Source organism: Chryseobacterium sp. YR221, assembly GCF_900176315.1.
GTDB classification, from domain to species: domain Bacteria; phylum Bacteroidota; class Bacteroidia; order Flavobacteriales; family Weeksellaceae; genus Chryseobacterium; species Chryseobacterium rhizosphaerae.
This window is the reverse complement of record NZ_FWXM01000001.1, coordinates 103810-128636: the sequence shown is the minus strand read 5'-3', so window position 1 is coordinate 128636 and position 24827 is coordinate 103810. Positions and strand designations below refer to the sequence as shown.

The 24827-nt window shown below is 37.1% G+C and carries 18 protein-coding genes and 1 pseudogene; 11 read left to right on the top strand and 8 right to left on the bottom strand.

What is annotated here, in order from left to right:
* The first annotated feature begins 91 nt into the window (after positions 1 to 91).
* Together B8967_RS00565 and B8967_RS00560 are read left to right on the top strand one after the other, a co-directional pair.
* Positions 92 to 1654 carry an MFS transporter gene (locus B8967_RS00565; protein WP_143330436.1) on the top strand — a complete coding sequence of 521 codons (1563 nt, stop codon included), beginning with the start codon at positions 92 to 94 and terminating at the stop codon, positions 1652 to 1654.
* 162 nt (positions 1655 to 1816) lie between these two features.
* Positions 1817 to 3179: pseudogene (locus tag B8967_RS00560) on the top strand (aldehyde dehydrogenase).
* 93 nt (positions 3180 to 3272) lie between these two features.
* On the opposite strand, the gene B8967_RS00555 reads toward B8967_RS00560, so the two are convergent.
* The gene (locus tag B8967_RS00555; protein ID WP_084083872.1) at positions 3273 to 3842 is read right to left on the bottom strand and encodes a thioredoxin family protein; all 570 of its coding nucleotides are present in this window, start codon (positions 3840 to 3842) and stop codon (positions 3273 to 3275) included.
* Between the two features lie 79 nt (positions 3843 to 3921).
* On the opposite strand from B8967_RS00555, the gene B8967_RS00550 reads away from it, so the two are divergent.
* The 3 genes from B8967_RS00550 to B8967_RS00540 all read left to right on the top strand — a co-directional run bounded on the left by B8967_RS00550 (position 3922) and on the right by B8967_RS00540 (position 6527).
* Positions 3922 to 4806, top strand: coding sequence for a lysophospholipid acyltransferase family protein (locus B8967_RS00550; RefSeq protein ID WP_084083870.1), 885 nt, complete (start codon positions 3922 to 3924; stop codon positions 4804 to 4806).
* 6 nt (positions 4807 to 4812) lie between these two features.
* Positions 4813 to 5790 carry a glycosyltransferase family 2 protein gene (locus B8967_RS00545; RefSeq protein WP_084083868.1) on the top strand — a complete coding sequence of 326 codons (978 nt, stop codon included), beginning with the start codon at positions 4813 to 4815 and terminating at the stop codon, positions 5788 to 5790.
* A 179-nt stretch (positions 5791 to 5969) separates the two neighbouring features.
* On the top strand, positions 5970 to 6527 hold the full coding sequence (locus B8967_RS00540) for a 3'-5' exonuclease (RefSeq protein ID WP_084083867.1): 558 nt from the start codon (positions 5970 to 5972) through the stop codon (positions 6525 to 6527).
* A 259-nt stretch (positions 6528 to 6786) separates the two neighbouring features.
* Here B8967_RS00540 and apaG read toward each other — a convergent pair whose 3' ends face one another.
* The 7 genes from apaG to glgB all read right to left on the bottom strand — a co-directional run bounded on the left by apaG (position 6787) and on the right by glgB (position 17706).
* A complete protein-coding gene (apaG, locus tag B8967_RS00535) occupies positions 6787 to 7176 on the bottom strand; it encodes a Co2+/Mg2+ efflux protein ApaG (RefSeq protein WP_047490990.1) in 390 nt (129 codons plus the stop codon).
* An 81-nt stretch (positions 7177 to 7257) separates the two neighbouring features.
* Entirely contained in the window at positions 7258 to 8511 is a 1254-nt protein-coding gene (gene odhB, locus B8967_RS00530) for a 2-oxoglutarate dehydrogenase complex dihydrolipoyllysine-residue succinyltransferase (RefSeq protein WP_047490993.1), read from the bottom strand.
* Between the two features lie 38 nt (positions 8512 to 8549).
* A complete protein-coding gene (locus B8967_RS00525) occupies positions 8550 to 11363 on the bottom strand; it encodes a 2-oxoglutarate dehydrogenase E1 component (RefSeq protein ID WP_084083865.1) in 2814 nt (937 codons plus the stop codon).
* A gap of 114 nt (positions 11364 to 11477) precedes the next feature.
* Positions 11478 to 12518, bottom strand: coding sequence for an SRPBCC domain-containing protein (locus tag B8967_RS00520; RefSeq protein ID WP_084083863.1), 1041 nt, complete (start codon positions 12516 to 12518; stop codon positions 11478 to 11480).
* A gap of 226 nt (positions 12519 to 12744) precedes the next feature.
* Positions 12745 to 14013 carry a glucose-1-phosphate adenylyltransferase gene (locus B8967_RS00515; RefSeq protein ID WP_047491002.1) on the bottom strand — a complete coding sequence of 423 codons (1269 nt, stop codon included), beginning with the start codon at positions 14011 to 14013 and terminating at the stop codon, positions 12745 to 12747.
* Positions 14014 to 14350: 337 nt separating this feature from the next.
* Positions 14351 to 15757 (bottom strand): glycogen synthase, encoded by a 1407-nt coding sequence (locus tag B8967_RS00510; protein ID WP_084083861.1) that lies wholly within the window; start codon positions 15755 to 15757, stop codon positions 14351 to 14353.
* Positions 15758 to 15759: 2 nt separating this feature from the next.
* Positions 15760 to 17706, bottom strand: a complete 1947-nt coding sequence (glgB, locus tag B8967_RS00505) for a 1,4-alpha-glucan branching protein GlgB (RefSeq protein WP_084083859.1) — start codon at positions 17704 to 17706, stop codon at positions 15760 to 15762.
* 206 nt (positions 17707 to 17912) lie between these two features.
* On the opposite strand from glgB, the gene B8967_RS00500 reads away from it, so the two are divergent.
* From B8967_RS00500 to B8967_RS00475, 6 genes are all read left to right on the top strand, one after another.
* Positions 17913 to 19034 carry an alpha/beta hydrolase gene (locus B8967_RS00500; protein WP_084084881.1) on the top strand — a complete coding sequence of 374 codons (1122 nt, stop codon included), beginning with the start codon at positions 17913 to 17915 and terminating at the stop codon, positions 19032 to 19034.
* Between the two features lie 4 nt (positions 19035 to 19038).
* On the top strand, positions 19039 to 20454 hold the full coding sequence (locus tag B8967_RS00495) for a leucyl aminopeptidase family protein (RefSeq protein WP_084083857.1): 1416 nt from the start codon (positions 19039 to 19041) through the stop codon (positions 20452 to 20454).
* A gap of 141 nt (positions 20455 to 20595) precedes the next feature.
* Positions 20596 to 21801: an ATP-grasp domain-containing protein gene (locus B8967_RS00490; RefSeq protein ID WP_084084879.1), complete on the top strand. Its 1206-nt coding sequence runs from the start codon at positions 20596 to 20598 to the stop codon at positions 21799 to 21801.
* A 35-nt stretch (positions 21802 to 21836) separates the two neighbouring features.
* Positions 21837 to 22550, top strand: a complete 714-nt coding sequence (locus tag B8967_RS00485; RefSeq protein WP_084083855.1) for an alpha/beta hydrolase-fold protein — start codon at positions 21837 to 21839, stop codon at positions 22548 to 22550.
* A 162-nt stretch (positions 22551 to 22712) separates the two neighbouring features.
* Positions 22713 to 23666, top strand: a complete 954-nt coding sequence (locus B8967_RS00480; protein WP_047491016.1) for an ATP-grasp domain-containing protein — start codon at positions 22713 to 22715, stop codon at positions 23664 to 23666.
* 31 nt (positions 23667 to 23697) lie between these two features.
* A complete protein-coding gene (locus B8967_RS00475; RefSeq protein WP_047491020.1) occupies positions 23698 to 24816 on the top strand; it encodes a carboxylate-amine ligase in 1119 nt (372 codons plus the stop codon).
* Positions 24817 to 24827 lie beyond the last annotated feature (11 nt).

Below are 24827 nucleotides of genomic sequence, written 5' to 3'. Positions count from 1 at the left end.
TTACACCTTGCTCTTTTGTCTTTTCGCTTTTTTTATTCCACAGAAAAAGTGAATGCACCTATCTGCATTCTCAGCTTTTCACCACTATTCTATGCAACACAATACAGTTTATCATCAATGGTTACCTCAATGGCTGAAACTACCACTTCTTGTACTGGCATTATTTCCCCATATCATGTTGTTGTCGCTGTTACATTCCAACAGTGCTTTCACCTCTTCTTTTATGGGGGTAGATTCCGATGACATTCAATACTTAATGATGTTGATGTATGGGACATTTGTCGTTACTCTCTTAGTTTTACAAAGGTTTATGGCCTATTTCAGTGTGAAATATTATGTCCTGCTGATGTCTTCTGTTTCAGTAATTCTTCTTTATATTTTATCTGTCACCAATGATTATCATGTTATTTTGGTCATACGATTTTTAGAAGGATTTTTTGGATTGTTGGAAGGCGCTATTTTCCTGCCTTTAATTATAGCCGAACTAAAAACCAGACACGCCAAAGTTATTGCTTACCTCTTTATGTATTCTCTTATGCTGACAGGAGGAACAGTAACAACCACCTTATTAAAATCAAGTATTCAGGATTACGATTTTCAACATATGATTTTAATGATGGCGTATTTTCACGTTTTTGTATTGATACTGGGAATTGCTATTTTCAACAGAAATCGATTTTTTCCTAAAAAACCACTGTACCAAATGGATCTTCCAAGCTGGTTTTTACTCTGGGTATGCCTGCAATCGGGAGCATATGCTATTATCTATGGAAAAAGACTGATGTGGCTTGAGTCCGATTCAATCGTTATCTGCTTATTTATATTTATGATTTCCGGAGGATTATTTATGCTTAAACAAAGATCCTCAAAACGACCCTTATTCCATTTTGAGGTTTTCAATTCAAAAAATGTGATTACAGGGATGATTCTCTTCTTTATTTTCTATATTATCCGCTCAGGATTGAATAATGTATACAGTATTATGGCGACTGTATGGAAATGGCCATGGGATTATATTGTCAATATTCAATATTGGAATGTAGCAGGAACACTTATTGGAGTTTTTATATCAGGCATTTGTCTGGTTCGTGGAATTTCTTCCAGAATAGTCTTCTTTACAGGTTTCCTTTTATTGGCAATAGATTGCGCCTGGTTTACCTATACTTTTTATCCGGATACTACCCTTTCCACCATATGCCCGCCCTTATTTCTGCAGGGTATAGCCCAGGGATTATTATTCACTCCTCTGGTATTCTTTCTGATCTCAGGAATGCCGGAAGAATATGTAGCGAATGCCAGTGCTATGGGAACTACTACCCGCTTCTGGGCAACAGCCAGCGGATATGCTTTAATGCAGAATGTAATGCTTTTTTTAACGTTAAAACATTCTGATGCTCTTAGTTTTACCCTTACTGACACTAACCCTGTCTTTTACAGCCAATGGAATCAGATTTTTGGAGGCCATATTTCAAAACTGCCGGTCAATGAATCTCTATCGATGACTGCAGGAGCTTTTAAAGCAAAAATAACAGCTCAGTCGATTCTTCTTTCCAATATGGAAATTTTTACCGGATTATTCTGGCTAGCCTTGATAACAGCCCTTCTCTTACTGCTTTATCATCCCGTAAAAATAGTTGTAAGAAATATTATGTAATGCAGTAAAGAAAGGAAACTGGATACAGCATTGATGTTTCAGTGATCCATAATGCTCTTTCGAATCCCGCTTCTGAGTCCCTTTCAACTTTGGCCAGCTTATTGTTCGTTGATTAAAACGGCAATACTGAACAAATATCTACGTTTAAATACAAAGCATAGTATGGAAATTGAAAAGATTTTACAGGGACAAAAAGATTTTTTTAAAACACAGCAGACCAAGAATATTGCATTCAGGAAAATGTATCTTGAAAAGCTCCGAAACCTTCTCATAGCTAATGAGGACATACTGTATGAAGCAATTAACAAAGATTTTGGAAAATCTAAATTTGACACCTTTACCACAGAGATTTCTTTTTTATTAAAGGATATTGACTATTATCTAAAAAAACCTGAAATCTCTTTCTAAACCTAAGAAAGTAGGTACCAACCTTGTCAATCAGCTTGGAAGCAGTAAAATTTATTCGGATCCGCTGGGGTGTATATTGGTTATAGGTGCCTGGAACTATCCTTATCAGCTGTCGCTCTCCCCTCTTATTGCTGCTATTGCTGCCGGCAACTGCTGTATTTTAAAGCCCAGCGAAATAGCCGAAAATACCATGATGGCCATGGCAACAATCATCAATGAAAACTTTCCTTCTGACTATCTGTATGTATACGAAGGAGGTATTGATGAAACAACAGCACTTTTACACTTAAAGTTTGATAAAATATTTTTTACAGGAAGTACTAAAGTTGGAAAAATCATCTATAAAGCTGCTGCCGAACATTTAACTCCTGTAGTCCTTGAATTGGGAGGAAAATCTCCTGCCATTGTAACCAAAGAGGCTAATCTTGAAGTTGCTGCCAAAAGAATTGTATGGGGAAAGTTTCTGAATGCCGGACAAACCTGTGTAGCCCCGGATTATGTACTACTTGAAGAGTCTATACAGGAACAGTTTATGGAAATGCTCAGGAAATATATCAAAGAATTTAAATACGAACCGGATTCAGAGCAGTATACAAGAATTATTAACCGGAAGAACTTTCAGCGACTGATCCATCTTATTCATCCGGAGAACGTATATTTCGGAGGTCATTTTGATGAAGAAAAACTATATATAGAACCCACCATTCTGAATAATTCAGATTGGAACGAAGATATTATGCAGGAAGAAATCTTTGGCCCTATTCTTCCGGTTATCAGTTTTCAAAGCTTTAACTCAGCCCTTAATTCTATTCTGGAGCTGGAAAAACCTCTTGCCGCCTATCTTTTTACCAATAATGCAGAAGAAAAAAAACTGTTTACCAGGAAACTTTCCTTTGGAGGCGGATGTATCAATGATACTGTCATGCATTTAAGTAATGACAACCTTCCGTTTGGAGGAGTAGGAAATTCAGGAATTGGAAATTACCATGGAAAATTTGGTTTTGAAACTTTTTCACATCAGAAGTCTGTTCTGGAAAAAACAACGTGGGGTGAACCTAATATTAAATATCCACCCTATTCTGAGAAAAAATTAAGCTGGATCCAAAGGTTTTTATAATGTTCCAGAGATTATCCAGATTACGTTATAAAGATCTTAATTTCATAGGAAAATAAAAAAGCTGCTTCATTATTGAAACAGCTTTTTTTAGTTTTATCCTTTAGGAGCCCAGGTATTGAAAAAGACTTTGACCTTTTCTTTACTGTATCCTTTTCCATCTTCAAAGACATCGCTCTGCTGAACTTTAATCATCTTTCCGTTTTTATCCAATACAATAAATACCGGATATCCAAATTTTTCACCAGGATTATCAAATTGAGCAAAAACTTTTTCGTTTTTATTATCCGGAGAATAATTCAGGTGATAATATAAATAGTTTTTATCTACCATTTCTTTTAATTCAGGAGTAGTCTGCACAAAATTATTAAAACGGAGACACCAGATACACCAGTTCCCTCCTGCCTGAATCATAATATTTTTACCTTCTTTCTGAGCTTGTACCACCAGTTTATTAATATCTGCCTGAGCGTCAGCTTTTGGATTATAAGGCTTAGGAAGCTTAGCTTTTTCCTCAGCAGCCTTTTTCTTCGCTTCCAGTTCTTTTTGTTCTGTAGGAACTATAAGAGCTGTTTTCTGTTTACCTTTATCCGGTAAATTCTTTATATCCTGTGAAAAAGCAAAAATACTTAATCCCAGGAAAGCCAATATTGCTATTTTTTTCATAACATAAAAATAAAAAAATAATATTATCCTTCTGCAAAAATAGAACCATAATTTTATTATCACTAAATTTGCGTGTTTTATGAATTACCTGATCAAAATATTATATTTCATTTCCAAACTTCCGCTTAAAGTATTGTACGTTTTTTCGGACGTTATGTTCTTCTTAAACTATTATCTGGTAGGTTACAGAAAGAATGTGATTACTCAAAATCTAAAGAACTCTTTTCCAGATAAATCTGAAGAGGAGATTAGTAAAATACGGAAAATGTTTTACCGGAATTTCTCAGACTATCTTGTAGAAACCATAAAATCTTTCAGCATCTCTGAAACAGAGGCGAGAGTAAGAATGCAGCATATTAATCAGGATGTATTTCATGAAGTTCAAAAGGAGGGTAAAAATATCATTCTCCTTGCAGGGCATGTTTTCAACTGGGAATGGATTAATGCATTGGCAAAAATTGTTCCTCAGGAGCACTGTCATCCGGTTTACAGAAAGGTGAATAGTGATTTCTGGGAAAACCAGATGAAAAAAGTCCGTAACAAGTTCGGTAATGAGGCTCTGGAAGCCAATGAAGTAATTCTTAATATTTTCAGGAATAAAAATGACGGGAATTCTATCTACATGTTTGTTGCAGACCAGACCCCGCATTCTTCTCATGTCAATTACGGATTGAAATTTCTGAATCAAAGGACCCCTGTTTTTATCGGATATGATAAACTGGCAACAAGAATGGATCTTGCTTTTATTTATTGCGAGATGAAGAAGGTAAAGCGAGGCTATTATCAGGTCAACTATCACAGAATATACCCGGACAATGAAAAATTTGTAGAGCATGAAGTTGTAAAAAAGTTTCACCACTTGCTGGAAAACACTTTACACAAAAATCCGGATAATTATCTATGGTCTCACAGAAAATGGAAATATCAGGATTCTATCAAAACTTTTGATTCTGAAAAAAAATAGATTGACATGCAGAAAAAACTGGCAGTTGCTATCTTAAACTGGAACGGCAAAAACTGGCTTGAAAAATTTCTACCGAATGTAGTTGAATTTTCTCAAAATGCAGATATTTACGTCATTGATAACCTTTCAACAGACGATTCTATAGAGTTTTTAAATATCCATTTTCCATCAGTAAAGATCATTAAAAATCATAAGAATTATGGTTTTGCAGGAGGCTATAATGAGGGATTAAAGGAAATTAAGAATGAATATTACTGCCTTCTCAATTCTGATGTAGAAGTTACTGATAACTGGATAGAACCTGTAATGGAAATATTGGAAAAGAATTCTGATATTTCAGCTGTTCAGCCTAAAATACTATCCTATACTCATAAAAACTATTTTGAATTCGCAGGTGCCGGAGGGGGTCTGATTGACAATCTAGGCTATCCTTACTGCAGAGGAAGAGTATTTGATGACCTGGAAGAAGATAAGGGCCAGTATAATGATGAAACAGAGATTTTCTGGGCTTCAGGATGCTGTTTTTTTATCCGCTCAAAAGATTTTTGGGAACAAAATGGTTTTGATGAAAGATTTTTTGCCCATCAGGAAGAAATTGATTTATGCTGGAGACTCATTAACTCCGGGAAAAAGATTTTTTATACAGGAAAATCCAAAGTCTATCATGTAGGTGGCGGAACACTGAATAAGCAAAGTGCTCAAAAGACTTACCTGAACATCAGAAATAATCTTTCAATGATGCTTAAAAACCTTCCTTTTCCAAGACTGATCTGGCTGATATTTTTCCGGCTTTGTCTGGATGGTATTGCGGGAATCTATTTCGGATTAAAGCATGGTTTTCCTCATTTATGGGCAGTAGTGAGAGCTCATTTTGGGTTTTACGGTCAACTTCCAGGAACCCTGAAACTACGTCAGAAACACCAGAAGAATCAGTTTTATCAATCGAAATGGCTTATTTTTAAGCATTTTTTGGGTGGAAAGTAGCAAGTGATAGATGATAGATTCCAGGGAATAAGGAAAAGTAAATATCTGTACTATGATTAACTGGAAAATCTCTTCAGCCACCTTAAACCCACTCCCTAGAATATTTAATTCCAGACTATAGAATCAACATCTTAAAACAAATAACTAAATAATTAACAGCAACTTATAATTTATAAACAATGGATTTCTGTGCAATAGATTTTGAAACGGCAACTCACGAGAAAAGTTCAGCATGTGAGATGGGAATCTGCGTGGTACAGGATTCTAAAATTGTAGAAACAAGAACCTGGCTGATCAAACCTCCCAGTTTCCCCTATTTCAACAAATTCAATGTTGCTGTACATGGTATACAGCCTGAAGATGTAAAGGATGCTCCTACTTTTGACGAAATTTGGCATGAAGCTCAGGATTTAATGTACGGAACATTAATGATTGCCCATAATGCAAGCTTTGACGCATCTGTTTTAAGAGGCTGCTTTGAACATTACGGTATGTTTACGCCCAAATTAAACTATTTGTGCAGTATACAGCTCGCAAAAAAATCATGGAATTACCTTCCAAAATACGGATTAAAACCTCTTGCAGAATACCATCAGATCAATTTTAATCACCACAGGGCCGGAGCTGATGCTGAAGTTTGTGCAAAAATTGCCTTATTAGCATTTGAAAAATTAATTATCACCAGCAATGAGGAAATAGATGAATCTGTATTGAAAAAGTACGTAAAGAAACTATAGCTAAAAAAACTCCACCTTCTCGGGCATTCTTTATGGGATATACACGTAATTCTGTATAAAACCGAGAGGTATATACAAAATAAGGTTATTAGAGGGATAGACCCTATTGAATCAATAAAAGCTTACAATGCTGAAGGAAACTCATCCTTCAAAATTCCTCTCATTCCAGATAGAAGGCTCTATCTGCCTAAGAGTATTTATTTCCTAGAAATTAAGTATAAAGGTGGCATCAGCAGATATAAGTTTATTAAAAAAATAATTAATTACTTAAAACTTCGGAGAGCAGATTGAATTTGGGGATATCAATCTCAAAAGTTTCCTGGGTTTCCAGGTTTTTAACCTGATATTTTCCGCTCATATTCCCTACACCGGACCGAAGCATTACGTTTGAGAAATAAGCGAAATTTTCGCCTGTTCCTATTTCCGGAGTTAATCCAATTACTCCGTCACCTATAATCTCAGTATATCCAAAACCTACATCAAAAATTAACCATTTTCTTTTAAGTACTTTGATAGGAAAGCTTCCGTCATTTTCTATCGTGATATTATACTTAAAGACATAACGGTTCTCGGATGGAAAACTGTTTTTACTATCATATTCAGGTATTACTGAAACTTTGATATTGGAAGTCATTTTTGAAAACATCATTGTAGTATTTTCTTAACAGATACAAAAATCTCGCCTTTTTTAAGGCGAGATTATATATTTACATTATAATTTTATTAAAACTTATAATCCAAGGCCTTTTCTTTCGTCACCTCCCATTAATACTGCAACAGGATTATCGATACCTTCTTTTACGGCTACAAGGAATCCTACAGATTCTTTTCCGTCAATAATTCTGTGGTCATAAGACATAGCCACATACATCATTGGTCTGATTACCACCTGCCCGTCAACAGCAACCGGTCTCTGGATGATGTTGTGCATTCCTAAGATTGCAGATTGAGGAGGGTTGATGATTGGTGTAGACAACATAGATCCAAATGTACCACCGTTAGTGATTGTAAATGTACCACCTGTCATTTCATCAACAGTAATTTTTCCGTCTCTTACTTTTGTAGCAAGATCTTTGATGTTTGCTTCAACTCCGCTGAAAGTCATGTTTTCTGCATTTCTCAATACAGGAACCATTAATCCTTTAGGACCAGAAACTGCAATTGAAATATCACAGAAATCATAGTTTATTTTGAAATCTCCATCGATAGATGCATTAACATCCGGATACATTTCCAATGCTCTTGTAACAGCTTTAGTAAAGAAAGACATGAAACCAAGTCCTACTCCGTGTTTTTGAGCAAATTCTTCTTTATATTGCTTTCTTAGTCTGAAAATTTCAGACATGTCAACTTCGTTGAAAGTGGTTAACATTGCAGTTTCATTCTTTACAGAAACCAATCTTTGAGCGATTTTTCTTCTAAGAACAGAAAGCTTTGTTGTGGTTGTAGATCTTGCACCTGTAGCTGTAAGAGGACTTCCTCCTAATGCAGGAACTGCAGCCAATTCAGCATCAGTTTTAGTGATTCTTCCGTCTCTTCCGCTTCCTGAAACCTGTCCTGCATTAATTCCTTTTTCGTCAAGGATTTTCTTAGCAGCTGGAGATGGAGCCCCTGTTGCGTAAGTTTGTGGAGCAGCAACTGGAGCAGCTGGTTTTGGTGCTTCCTGTTTAGCCGGTTCAGCAGCTTTAGGAGCTTCTTCTTGCTTTGGAGCTTCAGCAGCAGGAGCGTTTCCTTCTGGTCTTGCAGCATCCATATCAATTAAACAAACAACCTGACCTACTTGTACTACATCTCCTTCTTCTGCTTTTAAAGTGATGATACCACTTTGTTCTGCAGGTAATTCAAGAGTTGCCTTGTCTGAGTCTACTTCAGCGATAGGTTGATCTTTTTCTACATAATCACCATCTTTTACAAGCCAAGTTGCAATTTCAACTTCTGTAATGGATTCGCCCGGTGAAGGAACTTTCATTTCTAAAACTGACATATCGAGTATTTTTTATTTTTTAATGGATATTATTTTAATTAAGCTGTAACAGGTCTTTTTGCAGGAGCATCATCTCTATCGAAAACTCTGTTGATCACTGCATTTTGGTTTTTCTCAAACATTTTGTGGCTACCTGGAGCCGGAGCACCGCTTGGTACAGGAGATACGACCTGGATTCCTGTATCTCTGAAGTTTCTCAGGATATAAGACCAAGCTCCCATATTTTCAGGTTCTTCCTGAGCCCAAACAAGCTGTGTTCTGTTGCTATATTTGTTGAAGATCTCTTCGATAGCATCTGTCTGAAGTGGATATAACTGCTCAAATCTTACTAATGCAATATTTTCACAATTCAGTTCTTCTTTCTTCGCTAATAATTCGAAGTACAGTTTACCTGAACAAAGAACTAGTTTTTCTACTTTTTTAGGATCAGCTGTAGGATCGTCTAAGATAGGCTGGAATGAACCGTTTGCAAAATCTTCAAGAGGAGAAACCACTTTCGGATGTCTCAATAAAGATTTAGGGCTCATTACGATCAATGGCTTTCTGAATGCCCATTTCAACTGTCTTCTCAATAAGTGGAAGTAGTTGGCTGGTGAAGTAATATTAGCGACTACCATATTTTCATTAGCACAAAGTGTTAAGAATCTTTCCAGTCTTGCTGAAGAGTGTTCTGCACCTTGTCCTTCTGAACCGTGAGGCAATAACATTACCAATCCGTTTTGAAGTTTCCATTTTTCTTCTGCAGCAGCTAAGTACTGGTCAACGATAATCTGAGCTCCGTTAACGAAATCACCAAACTGAGCTTCCCAGATGGTTAATGTATTAGGAGAAGCCATCGCATATCCGTAATCGAAACCTAAAACTCCATATTCTGAAAGGTGAGAATTGAATACATCAAATCTGCTTTCTGATACGTGTCTTAATGGGATATATTCTTCTTCTGTATCTTCAGTTTTTACGACAGCATGTCTGTGAGAGAATGTACCTCTTTCCACATCTTCTCCGGAGATTCTTACATTATGCCCTTCTACAAGAAGTGTAGCATATGCTAACCATTCTCCTACTGCCCAATCTAAAGAGTTTCCTTCAATCGCTTTGATACGGTTTTCGAAAAGTCTTGTAATTTTATTGATGAATTTTTTATCTGCAGGAAGTGTTGACATTTTAAGAGCCAATTCCTTCAGCTTAGCAATATCATATTTGGTATCTACCGGAGCCTGAACTACACCTCTCTTTCCGATAGGATAGTTCATCCAGTCTTCAGCCATGAATAAATCCATAACATTTTTCTCGATCTCTTTAGAAGCATCAAAATCTTTATCTAATAAAGCTTTGAAGTCTACTTCCATCTTTTTGATGATGTCGTTAGAGATTACACTGTCCTGGATTAATTTATCTTTATAAATTTCTCTTGGGTTCTGGTGCTTGGAAATCGCTTTGTATAGATTAGGCTGTGTAAATCTAGGCTCATCCCCTTCGTTATGACCATATTTTCTATATCCTAAAAGATCGATATAAACATCTTTTCCGAATTTAGCTCTGAAATCAGCAGCAAAATGGATGGCATGAACTACCGCTTCAGCATCGTCAGCATTTACGTGCATTACAGGAGATTCTGTAACTTTTGCAATGTCTGTACAGTATGTTGAAGATCTTGCATCAAGGAAGTTCGTGGTGAAAGATACCTGGTTGTTGACAACGATATGAACAGTACCTCCTGTTTTATATCCTTCCAGTGTCATCATCTGTGCTACTTCATAAGCAATCCCTTGTCCTGCAATAGCTCCGTCACCGTGAATGATGATTGGTAAAACTTTAGAATAGTCTTTGTATTTATCATCTACTTTTGCACGGCAGATTCCTTCTACAAGAGCCGCTACAGTTTCCAGGTGAGATGGGTTTGGAGTCAGGTTGATACAAACTTCCTCTCCTGAAGCTGTTTTAATTTTTTTAGATGATCCTAAGTGATATTTAACGTCACCAGAGAATACATCTTCTTCAAATTCTTTTCCTTCAAATTCTGAGAAGATTTGTTTGTAAGACTTTCCGAAGATATTGGACAATACATTTAATCTTCCTCTGTGTGCCATTCCCAACACTACCTCATCTACCCCTAATTGGGAAGATCTGGAGATCAATTGGTCTAATGCAGGGATTAATGATTCTCCTCCTTCCAGTGAGAATCTTTTTTGTCCAACGAATTTTGTATGAAGATAGTTTTCAAACGCAACCGCCTGATTCAATTTCAATAAAATTTCTGTTTTTTCATTTGCAGAAAGGCTTGGGTGATTTTCATTTACCTGAAGCCATTTTTTAATAAAATCTTTTTCTTCAACATTGTTGATGTAAGTATATTCTACCCCGATAGAATCACAGTAGATATTTTCCAGATGCTTGATCAAATCTGCTAAAGTAGCAGGTTCTTTCATTCCTGTTTCTACAGCACAGTTGAATTTTGTATTTAAATCCTCTTTAGTAAGACCGAAATTCTCGATATCTAAAGTAGGAGTATAGTGCCTTCTCTCTCTTACAGGGTTTGTCTTTGTGAACAAGTGCCCTCTTGTTCTATATGCCTCAATAAGGTTTACCACCTTAAATTCCTTTTTGATGTGCTCAGGAACCTCTCCATTTGATACCGCCTGAGAAATCTGTTGTACTGCAGGAGCAGCGTTGGCCGGAGCCTGAATAAATTGGATGTTATCGTCATCACCGTAGTTCTCCAAAGCAAAATCGAAACCTTGAAAGAAGGCTTTCCATGATGGCTCTAAAGAATCCGGGAATTTTAAGTACTGTTGGTATAAATCCTCAATTAACTGAGAATGAGCTGCGTTTAGGAATGAAAATCTGTCCATTATTACAGTTTATCTATTTATTAAAATTTATTTGTAGAATTAATCTTCAAATTTAATAAAAAAAACCGACTTAGAACAGTCTCAAACCGTTAAAAAAAATTAAGAAAAAAAAAATCATTTAAAGACTGATAATGAGAGCTTCATGTTCACCTCCTGTCCTTCCATCGGACGTTCAATGAAAGTCTGACGAATATCCCCAAAACGCATCTCATCCTTCTTTGCTTTCTGAATCAGCTGCTGAATGGCCTTAATTCTGCCGTCATAGCTCCCCTTATAGTACATCACATAATTTTGGGACGGATTTACAGTTCTGAAGTTGAAATTATTGTCTGTCACTCCAATTTTTTTAGAAAGTGGGATCCCCAGAAAGTAAGAAACTTCTTTGTCTTTATAATTATCCGCATCCGTCATTAAGATAGGATACCCGAATTCATCGTCTTTTTTCCCAAGGTCCATGGTTACGAAATTATACATTTTGTTATAATTCATAACGATATTCTTGTAAAGCGCATCTTTTTTGTTGGAGGTACTCACATTGACACCCAGAAGCAGCTTATCTTCTTCATTTTCAACCATCAGACTGTCATATTTTATGGCAGCCATCTGATTGTCTTTCTCCACTTTATTTCCTAGAACATTCTTTAAATTCACCATACTTTTGGTAATATTCTCAGCAAATCTGTCTTCCGTCCAAAAATTCCCCACTCTTTTCCATACAGAAAGTTTTGGGGTATGCACATACCATATGATTTTTGTTTTTTCAGCTGATACAGACTTAAATTTAACATCTACCAGGGTTGGATTTTCATTTTCATCTTCAAAAAGCTGGTATTTCAACGTCTTATTAGGATTTTCATACCGGATGAACATTTCTCCATCGGTATCATTCTTAGGATCTACATAGCTGATCGCACTTCCCTGTCCTTCATAAGGCATATAATAATCTATATCCATAGACTGTGAACTGGTGAAATAATTGTTCCATCTCGTAAAGTGCTGAAGATTATTAAACTGTCCAAAGACCTTATCTATAGGGTAATCAATTTCTTTTTCAATGGTGAAATTTTTACTCTCATCCACAAAATAATACATGGAGGCAGCATAAGCTCCTCCTAAAAGAACAATAATAAAAGCTAAGATCTTAAAAATACGCATCACGCAAAAGTAATACAAATAAAAAAAGTGACCAATATGCTGATCACTCTAGTTGTATGTTTAACAATAATTAACCTATCAAGGACTACAGAAAGATGGAAATCACTGTCTGACCGACAGTTACTGACAATGCTTATAGTAAAAATACCGTTTAAAGTTTCAATAAATTAAGCATTAGCTATTTTTCAGTTTCAATAAATTCTCTCTTCGAGTTTCATTCTTCTTTCTATCCTATATGTGTTCCCGGAGGCAATACAGCTCCTTTTTTCACAACTACAATACCATCCTGTACAGAATGGGTCTCATAATCTCCATCCGGAAGATGTTTTCCTCCTATGATTTTTACATTGTCCCCGATATAGCAATTTTTATCCAGAATTGCCTTTTCAATATAGCAATATTTTCCTATTCCCATATTGGGACGTCCTTTCCTGTCATTCAGAACTATTTCTGTGGTATTCTGATAGAAGTCTGCTCCCATCACATAAGAATTCACAATAGTACTTCCTTTATCTATTCTCGTTCTGTTTCCAATGACAGAGTTTTCAATTTTGTCAGCCATAATGATACATCCATCTCCAAATACGGCTTTGCTTACATAAGAACCGTTGATTTTTGATGGTGGAAGCATCCTCGCCCTGGTGTATATAGGGGAAGATGAGAAAAGGTTGAACTGTGGAAGATCCTGACAAAGGTCCAGATTGGCTTCGTAGAAAGACTCTATTGTTCCTATATCTGTCCAGTAACCTTCATATTGATAGCTGAGTGTTTTATATTTCCCTATTGAACTTGGAATGATATCTTTTCCGAAATCATCTCCGGCACCTTCATCAAACATTTTTTTGAGAATGGTCTTGGTAAAAATATAAATTCCCATAGAAGCCAGGAACTCTTTCCCATTATGCTTATTTTCGTCCGAAACTTCAGATTTCAGCCCGTCCAGCATATCATATTCCGGCTTTTCATAGAAGGAAGTAATATTTCCTTCGTCATCAGATTTTAAGATCCCAAAACCGGTGGCATCTTTGGCATTCACAGGAATGGTAGCGATGGTAAGATCACCACCGTTTTCAATGTGAAAATCCAGCATTTCCCGGAAATCCATCTGATAAAGCTGATCGCCTGAAAGGATTAAAATATAGTCATAATCATATTTTTCAAGATGCTTCATAGACTGACGTACGGCGTCTGCTGTTCCCTGATACCAGCTTTCATTTTCTACATTCTGTTCGGCAGCCAGGATATCTACAAATCCTTTGCTGAAAATATCAAAATGGAAAGAGTTTTTGATGTGTGAATTCAGTGAAGCTGAATTAAATTGAGTTAAGACCAGAATTTTATTCAATCCCGAATTCAGACAGTTCGAAATAGGAATATCTACAAGCCTGTATTTTCCGGCAATAGGAACTGCCGGTTTTGATCTTGTATACGTTAACGGGAATAATCTTGTCCCTCTGCCGCCTCCTAAAACAATGGAGATTACGTTTCGATTCATAACTATTTTGCGTTTTTTATTGTATTAAATTTTTATCGTCCTTTCTTTGGTATCCATCCATACTGTACAAGAATCAATTCTCTTGTTCTCCTCATCATACCCCTATAGGGTTTGCAGAACCCTTCAGCTGCTTTACGTCCTTATAAATTCTGTCAATTTCAATATTACACTTTTTAAGCTGTACTCTCAAGGTTTTATTGGTAATTAATAACTTACAATCGTATAATAAGAGCTGTCCTGAGCTATAGTATTTTCTTTTAAAAAAGCATTAGTATTTTTTACTTTACAGGAAACAAGAGCTATTATCAGAGACATAACAAGAAAAATTCTTATCATATCAGTTATTATATAAAGCTATGTATTTCTCCGCAGATTTTTCCCATGAAAAGTCAAAATTCATATTGGCATGAATAAGTTCCTTCATAACGCCTTTTTGGTTATAGATTCCCATAGCCCTATTCATCGCATGCACGATATCATCTACTCCGGGATAGGTAAAATTCAGTCCCGCTCCGCCGGTAGAAATATCTTCCACTGTATCTCTGAGTCCTCCGGTATACCTTACGACAGGAACTGTTCCGTATCTCATAGAATACATTTGGTTCAGTCCGCAGGGCTCTACACGTGAAGGCATAAGTAAAAAATCTGCTGATGCATAGATCTTATGGGAAAGATGTTCTTTATATCCCAGATCCAAAGCAAAATTGGTATAAGTATATTCGTACTCTTTCAGTTTATTTTCAATATAGGTGTTTCCGGATCCAAGAATCATAATATTTAAGGCTCCATAGCTCTGTTTAATGCTTTTCCAGACAACATCCGGCAGCAAATCTGCTCCTTTTTCCGTAGCAAATCTACCAATGAAGGCAAACAAGGGCAGCTCAGGCTTTAAGCCATATTCCTTACACAGTTTTTCTTTGCCTTTTTTCTTTTGGGCAACTGCATTTTTGATATTAAAATTAAAATCCAGCATAGGATCCGTTTCAGGATTCCAGACTTCGGTATCAATACCGTTAATAATACCATATGCTTTACCAAATTCCTGACGCACCAGGCTTTCCAGTCCACGGAAGCTGATAAACAGCTCTTCCAGATACCCTTCAGAAACTGTAGTAAAAGCCGTAGAACATTTAATCATACTGGCCAGAGGATTAATCAGTCCGTTCCAATCCATCAGCCCCCATTTATAAGCATCAAAAGAAGGTATATAATTGGCCATACTCCATCTCATCATACCCTGATATTCTCCGTTATGAATCGTTCCTATGGTCTTTACTCCCTGCAAGAACTGAAATTCCGGACAGTGTTCAATCATAAAAGGAACCAGTCCGGTGTGGTAATCATGGCAGTGCAGAACATCCGGCCGGATCTTCATTGCACACATCCAATGCAATATCCCCTGCTGGAAGGCAAGAAACTGAAAACTCTCATCCTGATATCCATAAGGATTTTCTCTATCCAATAGCCCTGGAATCTTCACCATATACAGCTCAAATCCCAACACATTGGTCTTCTCTTTCATAATCTGAACCTGAAGCATATTTTCCCCCTGATGAATAAATCCGTCAAAAACAATATCAAATTCATGATCGTAGACAAAAGATTTATTATACCACGGCATTACGACCTTAGCTTCTACACCTTTTATTTTGTTCTGATATTTCGGCAGTGCCCCGACTACATCCGCCAGACCTCCTACTTTCGCTACAGGATAGCATTCTGTACTTAAATGATAAACAACCATTTTTATCTTTTATGTTTAATTCTATGTAATTTATACTTTTTATCTTTTTTCTGCCTAAGGATAATTCCGGCCAACGGAGGAAGTTTTACAGTTAATGATTCCGGGTGCCCCATCCATCCCTCATGTTTCTGATCCAGAATTTCAGCATCTACTCCGCTGCCGCTATATTTCTCATCGTCAGAGTTGAAAACAACTTCCCAATGCGTTGCTGTATGAATTCCTATTTTGTAATCCAATACCTGTGGAGCAAGATTTAAAATAACCATACAAATATCATCTCTTCTCTTTCCTTTCCTCAGATATACATATACCGAATTTTCAAGATCATCAGCTTCCACCCATTCAAAACCGCTTTTATCAAACTGGTTTTCATACAAGGCAGATTCTGTGGTGTATAAATGATTCAGCTCTTTTACAAGCTTCTGTAATCCTTTATGAACTGGATATTCCAGTAAATGCCAATCCAGACTTTGGGTAAAATTCCATTCACTGGTCTGTCCGAATTCATCTCCCATAAAAAGAAGTTTTGCTCCCGGATGGGTAAACATATAGACATACAAGGTACGAAGATTCGCAAACTTCTGCCACTCATCTCCCTTCATTTTATATATCAGGCTTGCCTTACCATGCACTACTTCATCATGTGACAACGGCATCATATAATTTTCATTATACATATACATGGAAGCAAAGGTGAGCTTATGGTGATGGAATTTTCTGTTGATAAAATCTTCCTTGAAGTAATCCAGTGTATCATGCATCCACCCCATCATCCACTTCATTCCAAATCCGACACCTCCATCATGAACAGGTTTAGTAAGCATAGGAAAATCTGAACTTTCCTCAGCTATGGTCATAATCTGGTCTCCAAATTCTTTATAAACAGCTGTATTGAACTCCTGAAGAAAGGCTTTTGCTTCAAGATTAACATTACCCCCATATATGTTTGGCTCCCATTCTCCTTCATTTCTGGAATAATCCAGATGAAGCATTGAGGTTACCGCATCTACACGCAATCCGTCCGCGTGATAACGGTCCAGCCAGAACATAGCATTAGAAATAAGGAAAGATTTAACCTCATTTCTTCCGTAATTAAAAATATAGGACTTCCAGTCGGGATGAAAACCTTTTCTCGGATCTTCATGCTCATACAGATATGATCCATCAAAACGGTGAAGTCCGTTAGCATCCCCCGGAAAATGTGAGGGCACCCAATCCATGATAACCCCAATTCCATTTTGATGAAGCTCATCAATAAGATACATCAGGTCCTGTGGGGAACCAAAACGGGAAGTTGCAGCATAGAAACCGGTAATCTGATATCCCCAGCTCGGATCGTACGGATACTCCATAACCGGCATAAATTCTACATGGGTAAAGCCCATTTCCAGGACGTAAGGAACAAGCTTTTTTGCAATATCCCGGTAGTTTAAAAACCGGTCAGGATATTTTTCATCCCTCAACCATGATCCGAGGTGTATCTCGTAAACGGATAAGGGAGCTTTCAGGCTGTTGTTTTGCCAGCGGTTTTCCATCCATTCCTGATCATTCCATTCATACCAGGTAGTAGAGATTTGTGAAGCAGCCTGTTTATTCTGTTCCCAGCTTAATGCATAAGGGTCACTTTTTTCTAAAATTTCACCTCTTGCTGTTTCAACAGCATATTTATAAAGAGTTCCCCAGGATAATTCTTCAATAAAACCTTCCCAGATCCCTGATCCATCCCATCGTGGATACAGAATATGATCTTTATGGTTCCAGTTATTAAAGTTTCCTATTACAGAAACCTTTTTAGCATTGGGAGCCCAGACCGAAAAATAAATTCCTTTCACTCCATCTTTTTCCGCAGCGTGTGACCCAAACTTACTATACAGCTTATAATGCCTACCTTCTTTGAAAAGATACACATCATGATCAGTAAAAAGTGTATAGGTTCTAACAGAATTCATCAAGGTCCGATTGTATTTAATATTTTCTTTGAAACTACGAAAAATACCGACAACAGCGGTTAATTATTAATCAAATTATTGTCAATCTAAGGTTCTTCATTCGCACATCTATCAAATATATCACTTTTCTATTCATTTTTTTATGAATTTGAAAGAATCTTTTTTATAAATTTAGAAACTAAATAATTATCAATTAAACACATATGATCAGATTAGAACTTTACATTGAAGAAAAAGATGACAGACCGGTATTTGTTACGGGAAACTTCAACAAATGGAATCCTAAGGATTATAATTATCAGCTTAAGCAGGTGGATCCTCATAATTACTTTATAGAACTTGATTCCTCTTCTCTTCCTGATGAAATTGAATATAAATTCACAAAGGGAGGATGGGAAAATGTGGAACTTGATAAATATGGAAATATCTCACCCAACCGTAAGGTAAAAAAAACAGCAGGAAAAACATCCGACATTGTAGAAAAATGGAGATTTAACTGGGGGCCTTTTAAAGAAGAATTTTTTCCTATAGCAGAAGTAATTTCTGAAGAATTCTATATTCCTCAGCTTGACCGTTACCGTAAGATCTGGGCTTTACTGCCTTTCGACTATCACACTACCAACAAAAACTATCCGGTCCTGTATCTTCAGGATGCACAGAATCTCTTCAATGAAGGAAGTGGATTCGGAAATTGGGAAATTGACAAAAAGCTATCTATCCTTGCTGAATATGGGCGGGGTGACGTTATTATCATTGCTATAGAACATGGAAGTGAAGACAGAATTAAAGAATATATTTTTGACAATGATAATATTGCTAACGGCTCCGAGGGCAAAAAATATATCCGCTTTATTACGGATACTTTAAAACCTTTTGTAGACGAAAATTACCGCACAAAAAAAGACCGGGATAACACCGGTATTGGTGGCAGTTCACTGGGAGCTCTTATCAGTATTTACAGCGGGTTTCTTTATCCGGAAGTCTATTCTAAATTGCTGATCTTCTCTCCATCTCTTTGGGTAGAGCCTAATAATAACTTTCCTATGATGAACTTCAGGGTTCCGTTTAAAACAAAAATATATTTATACGGCGGTGGTCAGGAAGGCTCCAAAATGGTAAAAAGAATACATATTTTTGAAGAATATTTAAAAAGGTGGGAAAAAAAGAATCTTTTTGATTTTGAATTCAGAACGAATATTAACCCTGAAGGTACCCACAATGAGTTTTACTGGTCACAAGAGTTCCCCAGAGCTATTGAGTGGCTGTTCTATGACAATACTGAGAACCCTGTAGAGGTAAAACCTCAGCAACAAAGCATTAAAAATTAAGTTTATGAAATTAATCCATAAAAAAAATAAGAATTACACCCAGGTTTTTCAACTGTTTACAGAAGAGGAATGGGCAAAATCCAGTACAAATTTCAATAAAAATATAAGCAACTTTTTTACCGGAAAGAAACACGAAACTTTTGTCCATACAGATGAGAAAACCATTACTTATTTCATAGGTTTGGGTAAAACCTCTCTTCAGGATTTTGAAGTACAGCAGGTAGGAAATACATTTTCTCAGGCACAAAAAGAAAGACTATTAGCTGTTCCTACCTTAGTAGTGGCAGATTTCATAAATAAGAAACAATGTGAAGAATTTGTAAAAGGATTGCTAATAGGCACCTACAATTATCCTTTTGAAAAAACACATGCATTCTGGAACCCGGCGTTCGAACTTCACTTTGAAAATATAAGCCAAAAAACATTAGATCACATTGGCCAAAAAGCAGAGGCATTAAGCAACGGGCAGACTGCCTGTCAGGAATGGCTGAATAAACCTGCCAATCTGAAAAAGCCTGATATTTTCAGTTCATCTCTTAAAAACCTAGCAAAAAAACAGGGGTTAAAATACACTGTTTTTAATAGAAAAAAGTGTGAGGAACTAGGCTTAGGAGCTTATCTGGCAGTCAATCAGGGAAGTGCTTATGATGCAGCTTTCACCATTTTAGAATATAAGTCTACCGTTAAAAATGCTAAAACCGTCGGTTTAGTAGGAAAATGTGTATTGTTTGATACAGGAGGTATTTCCATCAAAGGTTCCGCCAATTTACACTATATGAAATCTGATATGGGTGGTGCTACGGCCGTTTTGGGTACACTGATCTATGCTGCAGAAATGAAGCTTCCCGTTAATATCATAGCCGTTCTTCCAATCACCGACAATGCTGTTTCTGAAAAGGCTTTACTTCCAAGTGATGTAGTGACTGCATACAACGGAAAAACAATTGAAGTTATTGATACTGATGCAGAAGGAAGAATGATCCTTGCGGATGGACTTTCCTATCTGGCCAGGAATTACAAAACTGATTGTATGATTGATCTGGCAACGCTCACAGGAAGTTCCGTAAGGATGTTCGGGGATACCTGCGGTGCTTTATTTTCCAATAATGAAGACCTGAAAAATCTTTTAATAAAGACAGGAGATCATACCAATCAAAGACTGTGGAATCTTCCGCTTTGGGACATCTGGAAAGACGACATTCAGTCTGATGTAGCAGACCTGAAAAACATCTCTCTGAAGCCGGTTGGGGACTGTATTATTGCCGCAAAATTCTTAGAGCAATTCACTGAAGGTCACCCTAATTGGGCTCATTTAGATATCGCTGGAGTAGCTTTCGGAAACGTGAAGTATGCGAAGGAAAAAGCAGCTACCGGATTTGGGGTTCAATTGTTGGCTGATTTAATCGAAAATTATCATTAAAAATTAGTTTTTTAAAAAAAAACTCTGTATACTTGAGTAGGGATTTCTCAAAAGTTCAGCATATTTCAATTTTTGATGTTAATCAAACAACAAAGAATTGCTTTTATTTTTGATAATTCACTAAACTTAAAAAAACATTATATGGAGGAGAAAACTATTGTATGTATTTCGTGCTATTACAAGGGTTACGATTTCATGGACGAAATGAAAGCGCTCGGTAATAAAATAATCTTAGTTACATCAGAAAATCTTAAAGAAAAAAACTGGCCCTGGCATGCTATTGAAGAAACCTTCTATATGCCGGAATTAAAACCTTCAGTATGGAATCTTGAGCATTTAATACAAGGATTTTCACACCTGATGAAAACGCGAAAAGTAGATGCTGTAGTAGCTCTTGATGATTATGACGTGGAAAAGGCTGCCCTGATCAGGGAAACATTTCGCATTCCGGGAATGGGACAGACCACCCACCGTTATTTCAGGGATAAACTGGCCATGAGGCAGAAAGCGAAAGATTCAGGAATCAGTGTTCCTGAGTTTACTGCGGTCTTCAATGATGATGAGGTGAATAGCTTTGTAGAAAGAGTTCCTGCTCCGTGGGTATTAAAACCACGATCAGAAGCTTCTGCATCGGGAATTAAAAAGATTACCTCACAGGAACAGCTTCATGAAGCTTTAAATCTTCTCGGAGAAGAGCGTCATCTTTTTCTACTGGAAAGCTTTAAACCCGGAGATGTTTATCATGTAGACAGCCTCACTTTCAATAAAGAAATTGTATTTACCTCAGCATCAAAATATCTGGCTCCTCCTATGCAGGTTTCTCATGAAGGAGGGGTATTCAGGTCTAAAACCTTAGGAAGGTATTCAGAAGAATTTAAAGCTCTTGAGGAGATCAATGCCAGAGTTCTCTCCAATTTCGGTCTGCTCAATGGGGCAACCCATACGGAGTTTATCAGAGGAAAAGAGGATAAAAAATGGTACTTTCTGGAAACCTCTTCCAGAGTGGGTGGAGCACACATTCCTGATTTGGTGGAAGCATCAAGTAATATCAATATCTGGAGAGAATGGGCCAAAATTGAGGATGCTCTTTTAAGGGATAAATCCTATACCATTTCTCCTCCTACAGGATATTATTCGGGATTAATCATTGCTTTGATTAAAGATAAGGAACCCAACTACAGTAATTTTGAATGTGAAGAAGTCGTGAAGTTTCTCCCCATAGATCATCACGTCGGAATTGTATACAAATCCAATGATGCTGCTATTATACAGGAAAGATTGGACAGTGCTGCCGATAAGATCCAGGCCGAAATGCTCAATATTTTACCTCCAAAAGTAAGAAGCTGAGCAATTAAAACATAATCATTAAAGAAAATTTATCAATGCCTCATATAGAACATACGGAGTATTATTCAAATATACTGGGAATAAGCCTTAAAGTGGAAGTAACCGGACATTACGGACATCCTATTATTATGTTTCCAACCTCTCAGGGCCAATATACCCAGAACCATGACTTTCATCTCAATGGAAGTATCAACTGGTTTGTAGAACAGGGAAAAGTAAAATTGTATAATATCCAGACCATCGACAGCTGGAGCTTTTATGATGAAAATATTTCTCCACAGCAGAGAATAAGAAATTATGAACGCTATGTACAGTTCCTCATTAAAGAATTTGTTCCCTACATTCAGAAACTCCATAAAACCCATCGGGTAGCAGTAGCCGGAGCAAGTTTTGGAGGCTACCACGCAGCCAACTTTGCCTTTAGATTTCCTGATGTGGTATCTCATCTTTTCTGTCTTTCGGGAGCTTTCAGCATAAGAAATTTTATGGATGGATATTCTGATGATTTAGTGTATTTCAACTGCCCTAGGGAGTTTATAAGAAATGATGAGGCCTGGAAGTATAAGCATATGCATATTGTCCTCAGCACTTCCGATCAGGATATCTGCAAAGACAAGAATATTGAAATGGCAGAAATCCTAAGGGTAAAAGGCATAGACTTCTGGTATGACGAAAGAAAATGGATAGGACACGACTGGCCATTATGGAGAATGGTCTTTCCTACATTTATAAGTGCTTATTTCTCTTAAATAATGATTTATAAACCACAAAACCTTACCCTCCCTGAAGATCACAATTAAAGACGTGATACTCACCTCCTCCGGAGAAGGGTCAAATCAAAGATTAATGGGTGGGGCTTTAGGCATGATACAATAGAAAAAATATACACCAATTTTAAAAAAACAAAAATTATGACAAAAAAAGTAGGAATTCTATTCGGCATGGAAGATACATTCCCTTGGGCATTCATAGACAAGGTAAATGAACTGGGTGGCGGAGAGATCGTAGCTGAGCCTGTAACCATTGATAAACTGGAGCAAGGTGCAGATTATGGGTATGCAGTGATTATCGACAGAATTTCACAAGATGTTCCTTTTTACAGAGCTTACCTGAAAAATGCCGCACTTAACGGGACGTACGTAATCAACAATCCGTTCTGGTGGAGTGCTGATGAAAAATTTTTCAACAATGCCCTGATGATCAAATTGGGAATCCCCCTTCCAAAGACTGTTTTACTGCCTTCCCATGAAAGACCTTCCAATACATCGGAAACCTCATTCAGAAACCTTAAGTTTCCTCATGACTGGGAATATATTTTTAACTATGTTGGTTTCCCTGCCTATATGAAACCTCACGATGGTGGCGGCTGGAAAAATGTATACAGAGTTGAAAACCCTGATGATCTTTGGAATAAGCTCGGAGAAACAGAGCAGCTGGTGATGATGGTTCAGGAGGAAATCATTTTCGACGACTATTACAGAGTATACTGTTTGGGAAGAAAATATGTTCATATCATGCCTTATGAACCCAGAAATGCACCCCATTTGAGATATGCTACCACTCATCAGACTGAGGGCGAAGAGCTAAAAAAATTACTAAAAACTATTCATGATTATACCATCAAGATGAATGAAGCACTAGGGTATGATTTCAACACAGTAGAGTTTGCGGTAAGAGATGGTATTCCTTATGCTATTGATTTCTGTAATCCGGCTCCGGATGCAGACAGAAATTCTGTAGGAGAAGAAAACTTTGCCTGGATTATAGAACATGCTGCAAAACTGGCCGTAGAAAAAGCTAAAGAATATGTTCCGGGAAAACCTAATATTACCTGGGGAACCTTTGTGAAGGATTCAATCAAATAACATTGAAAAAGAAATAAAAAAACACAATAAAATGCATCAATTTACTATTGGAATCGAAGAAGAATATCAGATCATTGATGTTGAAAGCAGGGATCTTATTTCGCACGTTTCAAAAATCATTGAAGGGGGCAAAGCGGTTTTAAGTGAAAACTTAAAGCACGAAATGCACGAGTCTATGATTGAAATGGAAACGGGAATTTGTCAGAATATCCAGGAAGCAAGGGCCGAACTGACAAATCTAAGAAGACATCTTATTAATACCGCTCATGAACAGGGATTGCGGGTATCCGGAGGAGGGACACATCCTTTCTCCCATTGGTCAGAAAATACAATCACTCAGGGCGAGAGGTACATCAAAATTGTTGATGACATGGGAGATGTTGCGCGTGAAAACCTTATTTTCGGTCTGCATGTACATATTGGAATTCCCAACCGTGAAGAGGGAGTAAGAATACAGAATGTCATGCGGTACTTCCTTCCCCATGTGTATGCTCTTTCTACCAACTCTCCATTTTGGATTGGACGAAATACAGGTTTTAAATCTTACAGACAGGAAATTTTTGTCAAATTTCCAAGAACGGGTATTCCCAGTTATTTTAATTCTTTGGCCGAGTTCGACAGCTATGTAGATCTTCTGATTAAAACCGGAACCATCGACAATGCTAAGAAAATATGGTGGGACTTAAGAGTTCACCCATTCTACCCGACCATAGAATTCAGAATCTGTGACATGCCGTTAAGGATTGACGAAACAGTCTGCCTTGCTGCCATTATGCAGTGTCTGGTTGCTAAGATTTACAAACTCCATCAGCTGAATCTAAGTTTCAGAAGTTATAGAAGGCTGCTTTTGAATGAAAATAAATGGAGGGCTTCCAAGAGCGGTATTGAAGCACATCTGATCGATTTTGGAAAAGAAGAGTCTGTTCCGTATCCTCATCTTTTAAAAGAACTTTTAGAGTTTATTGATGATGTCGTAGATGATTTAGGATGCAGAAATGAAGTTGAATATGCCTGGACTATTCTGGAAAACGGAACCGGTGCAGACAGACAACTTCAAATATTCAAGGAAACAGGCGATCTGACGAAAGTGGTAGATTATATGATCTCAGAAACAGAATATGGCATCACACACGGTCAGCCTGCTTCATAATATTTTTGGTA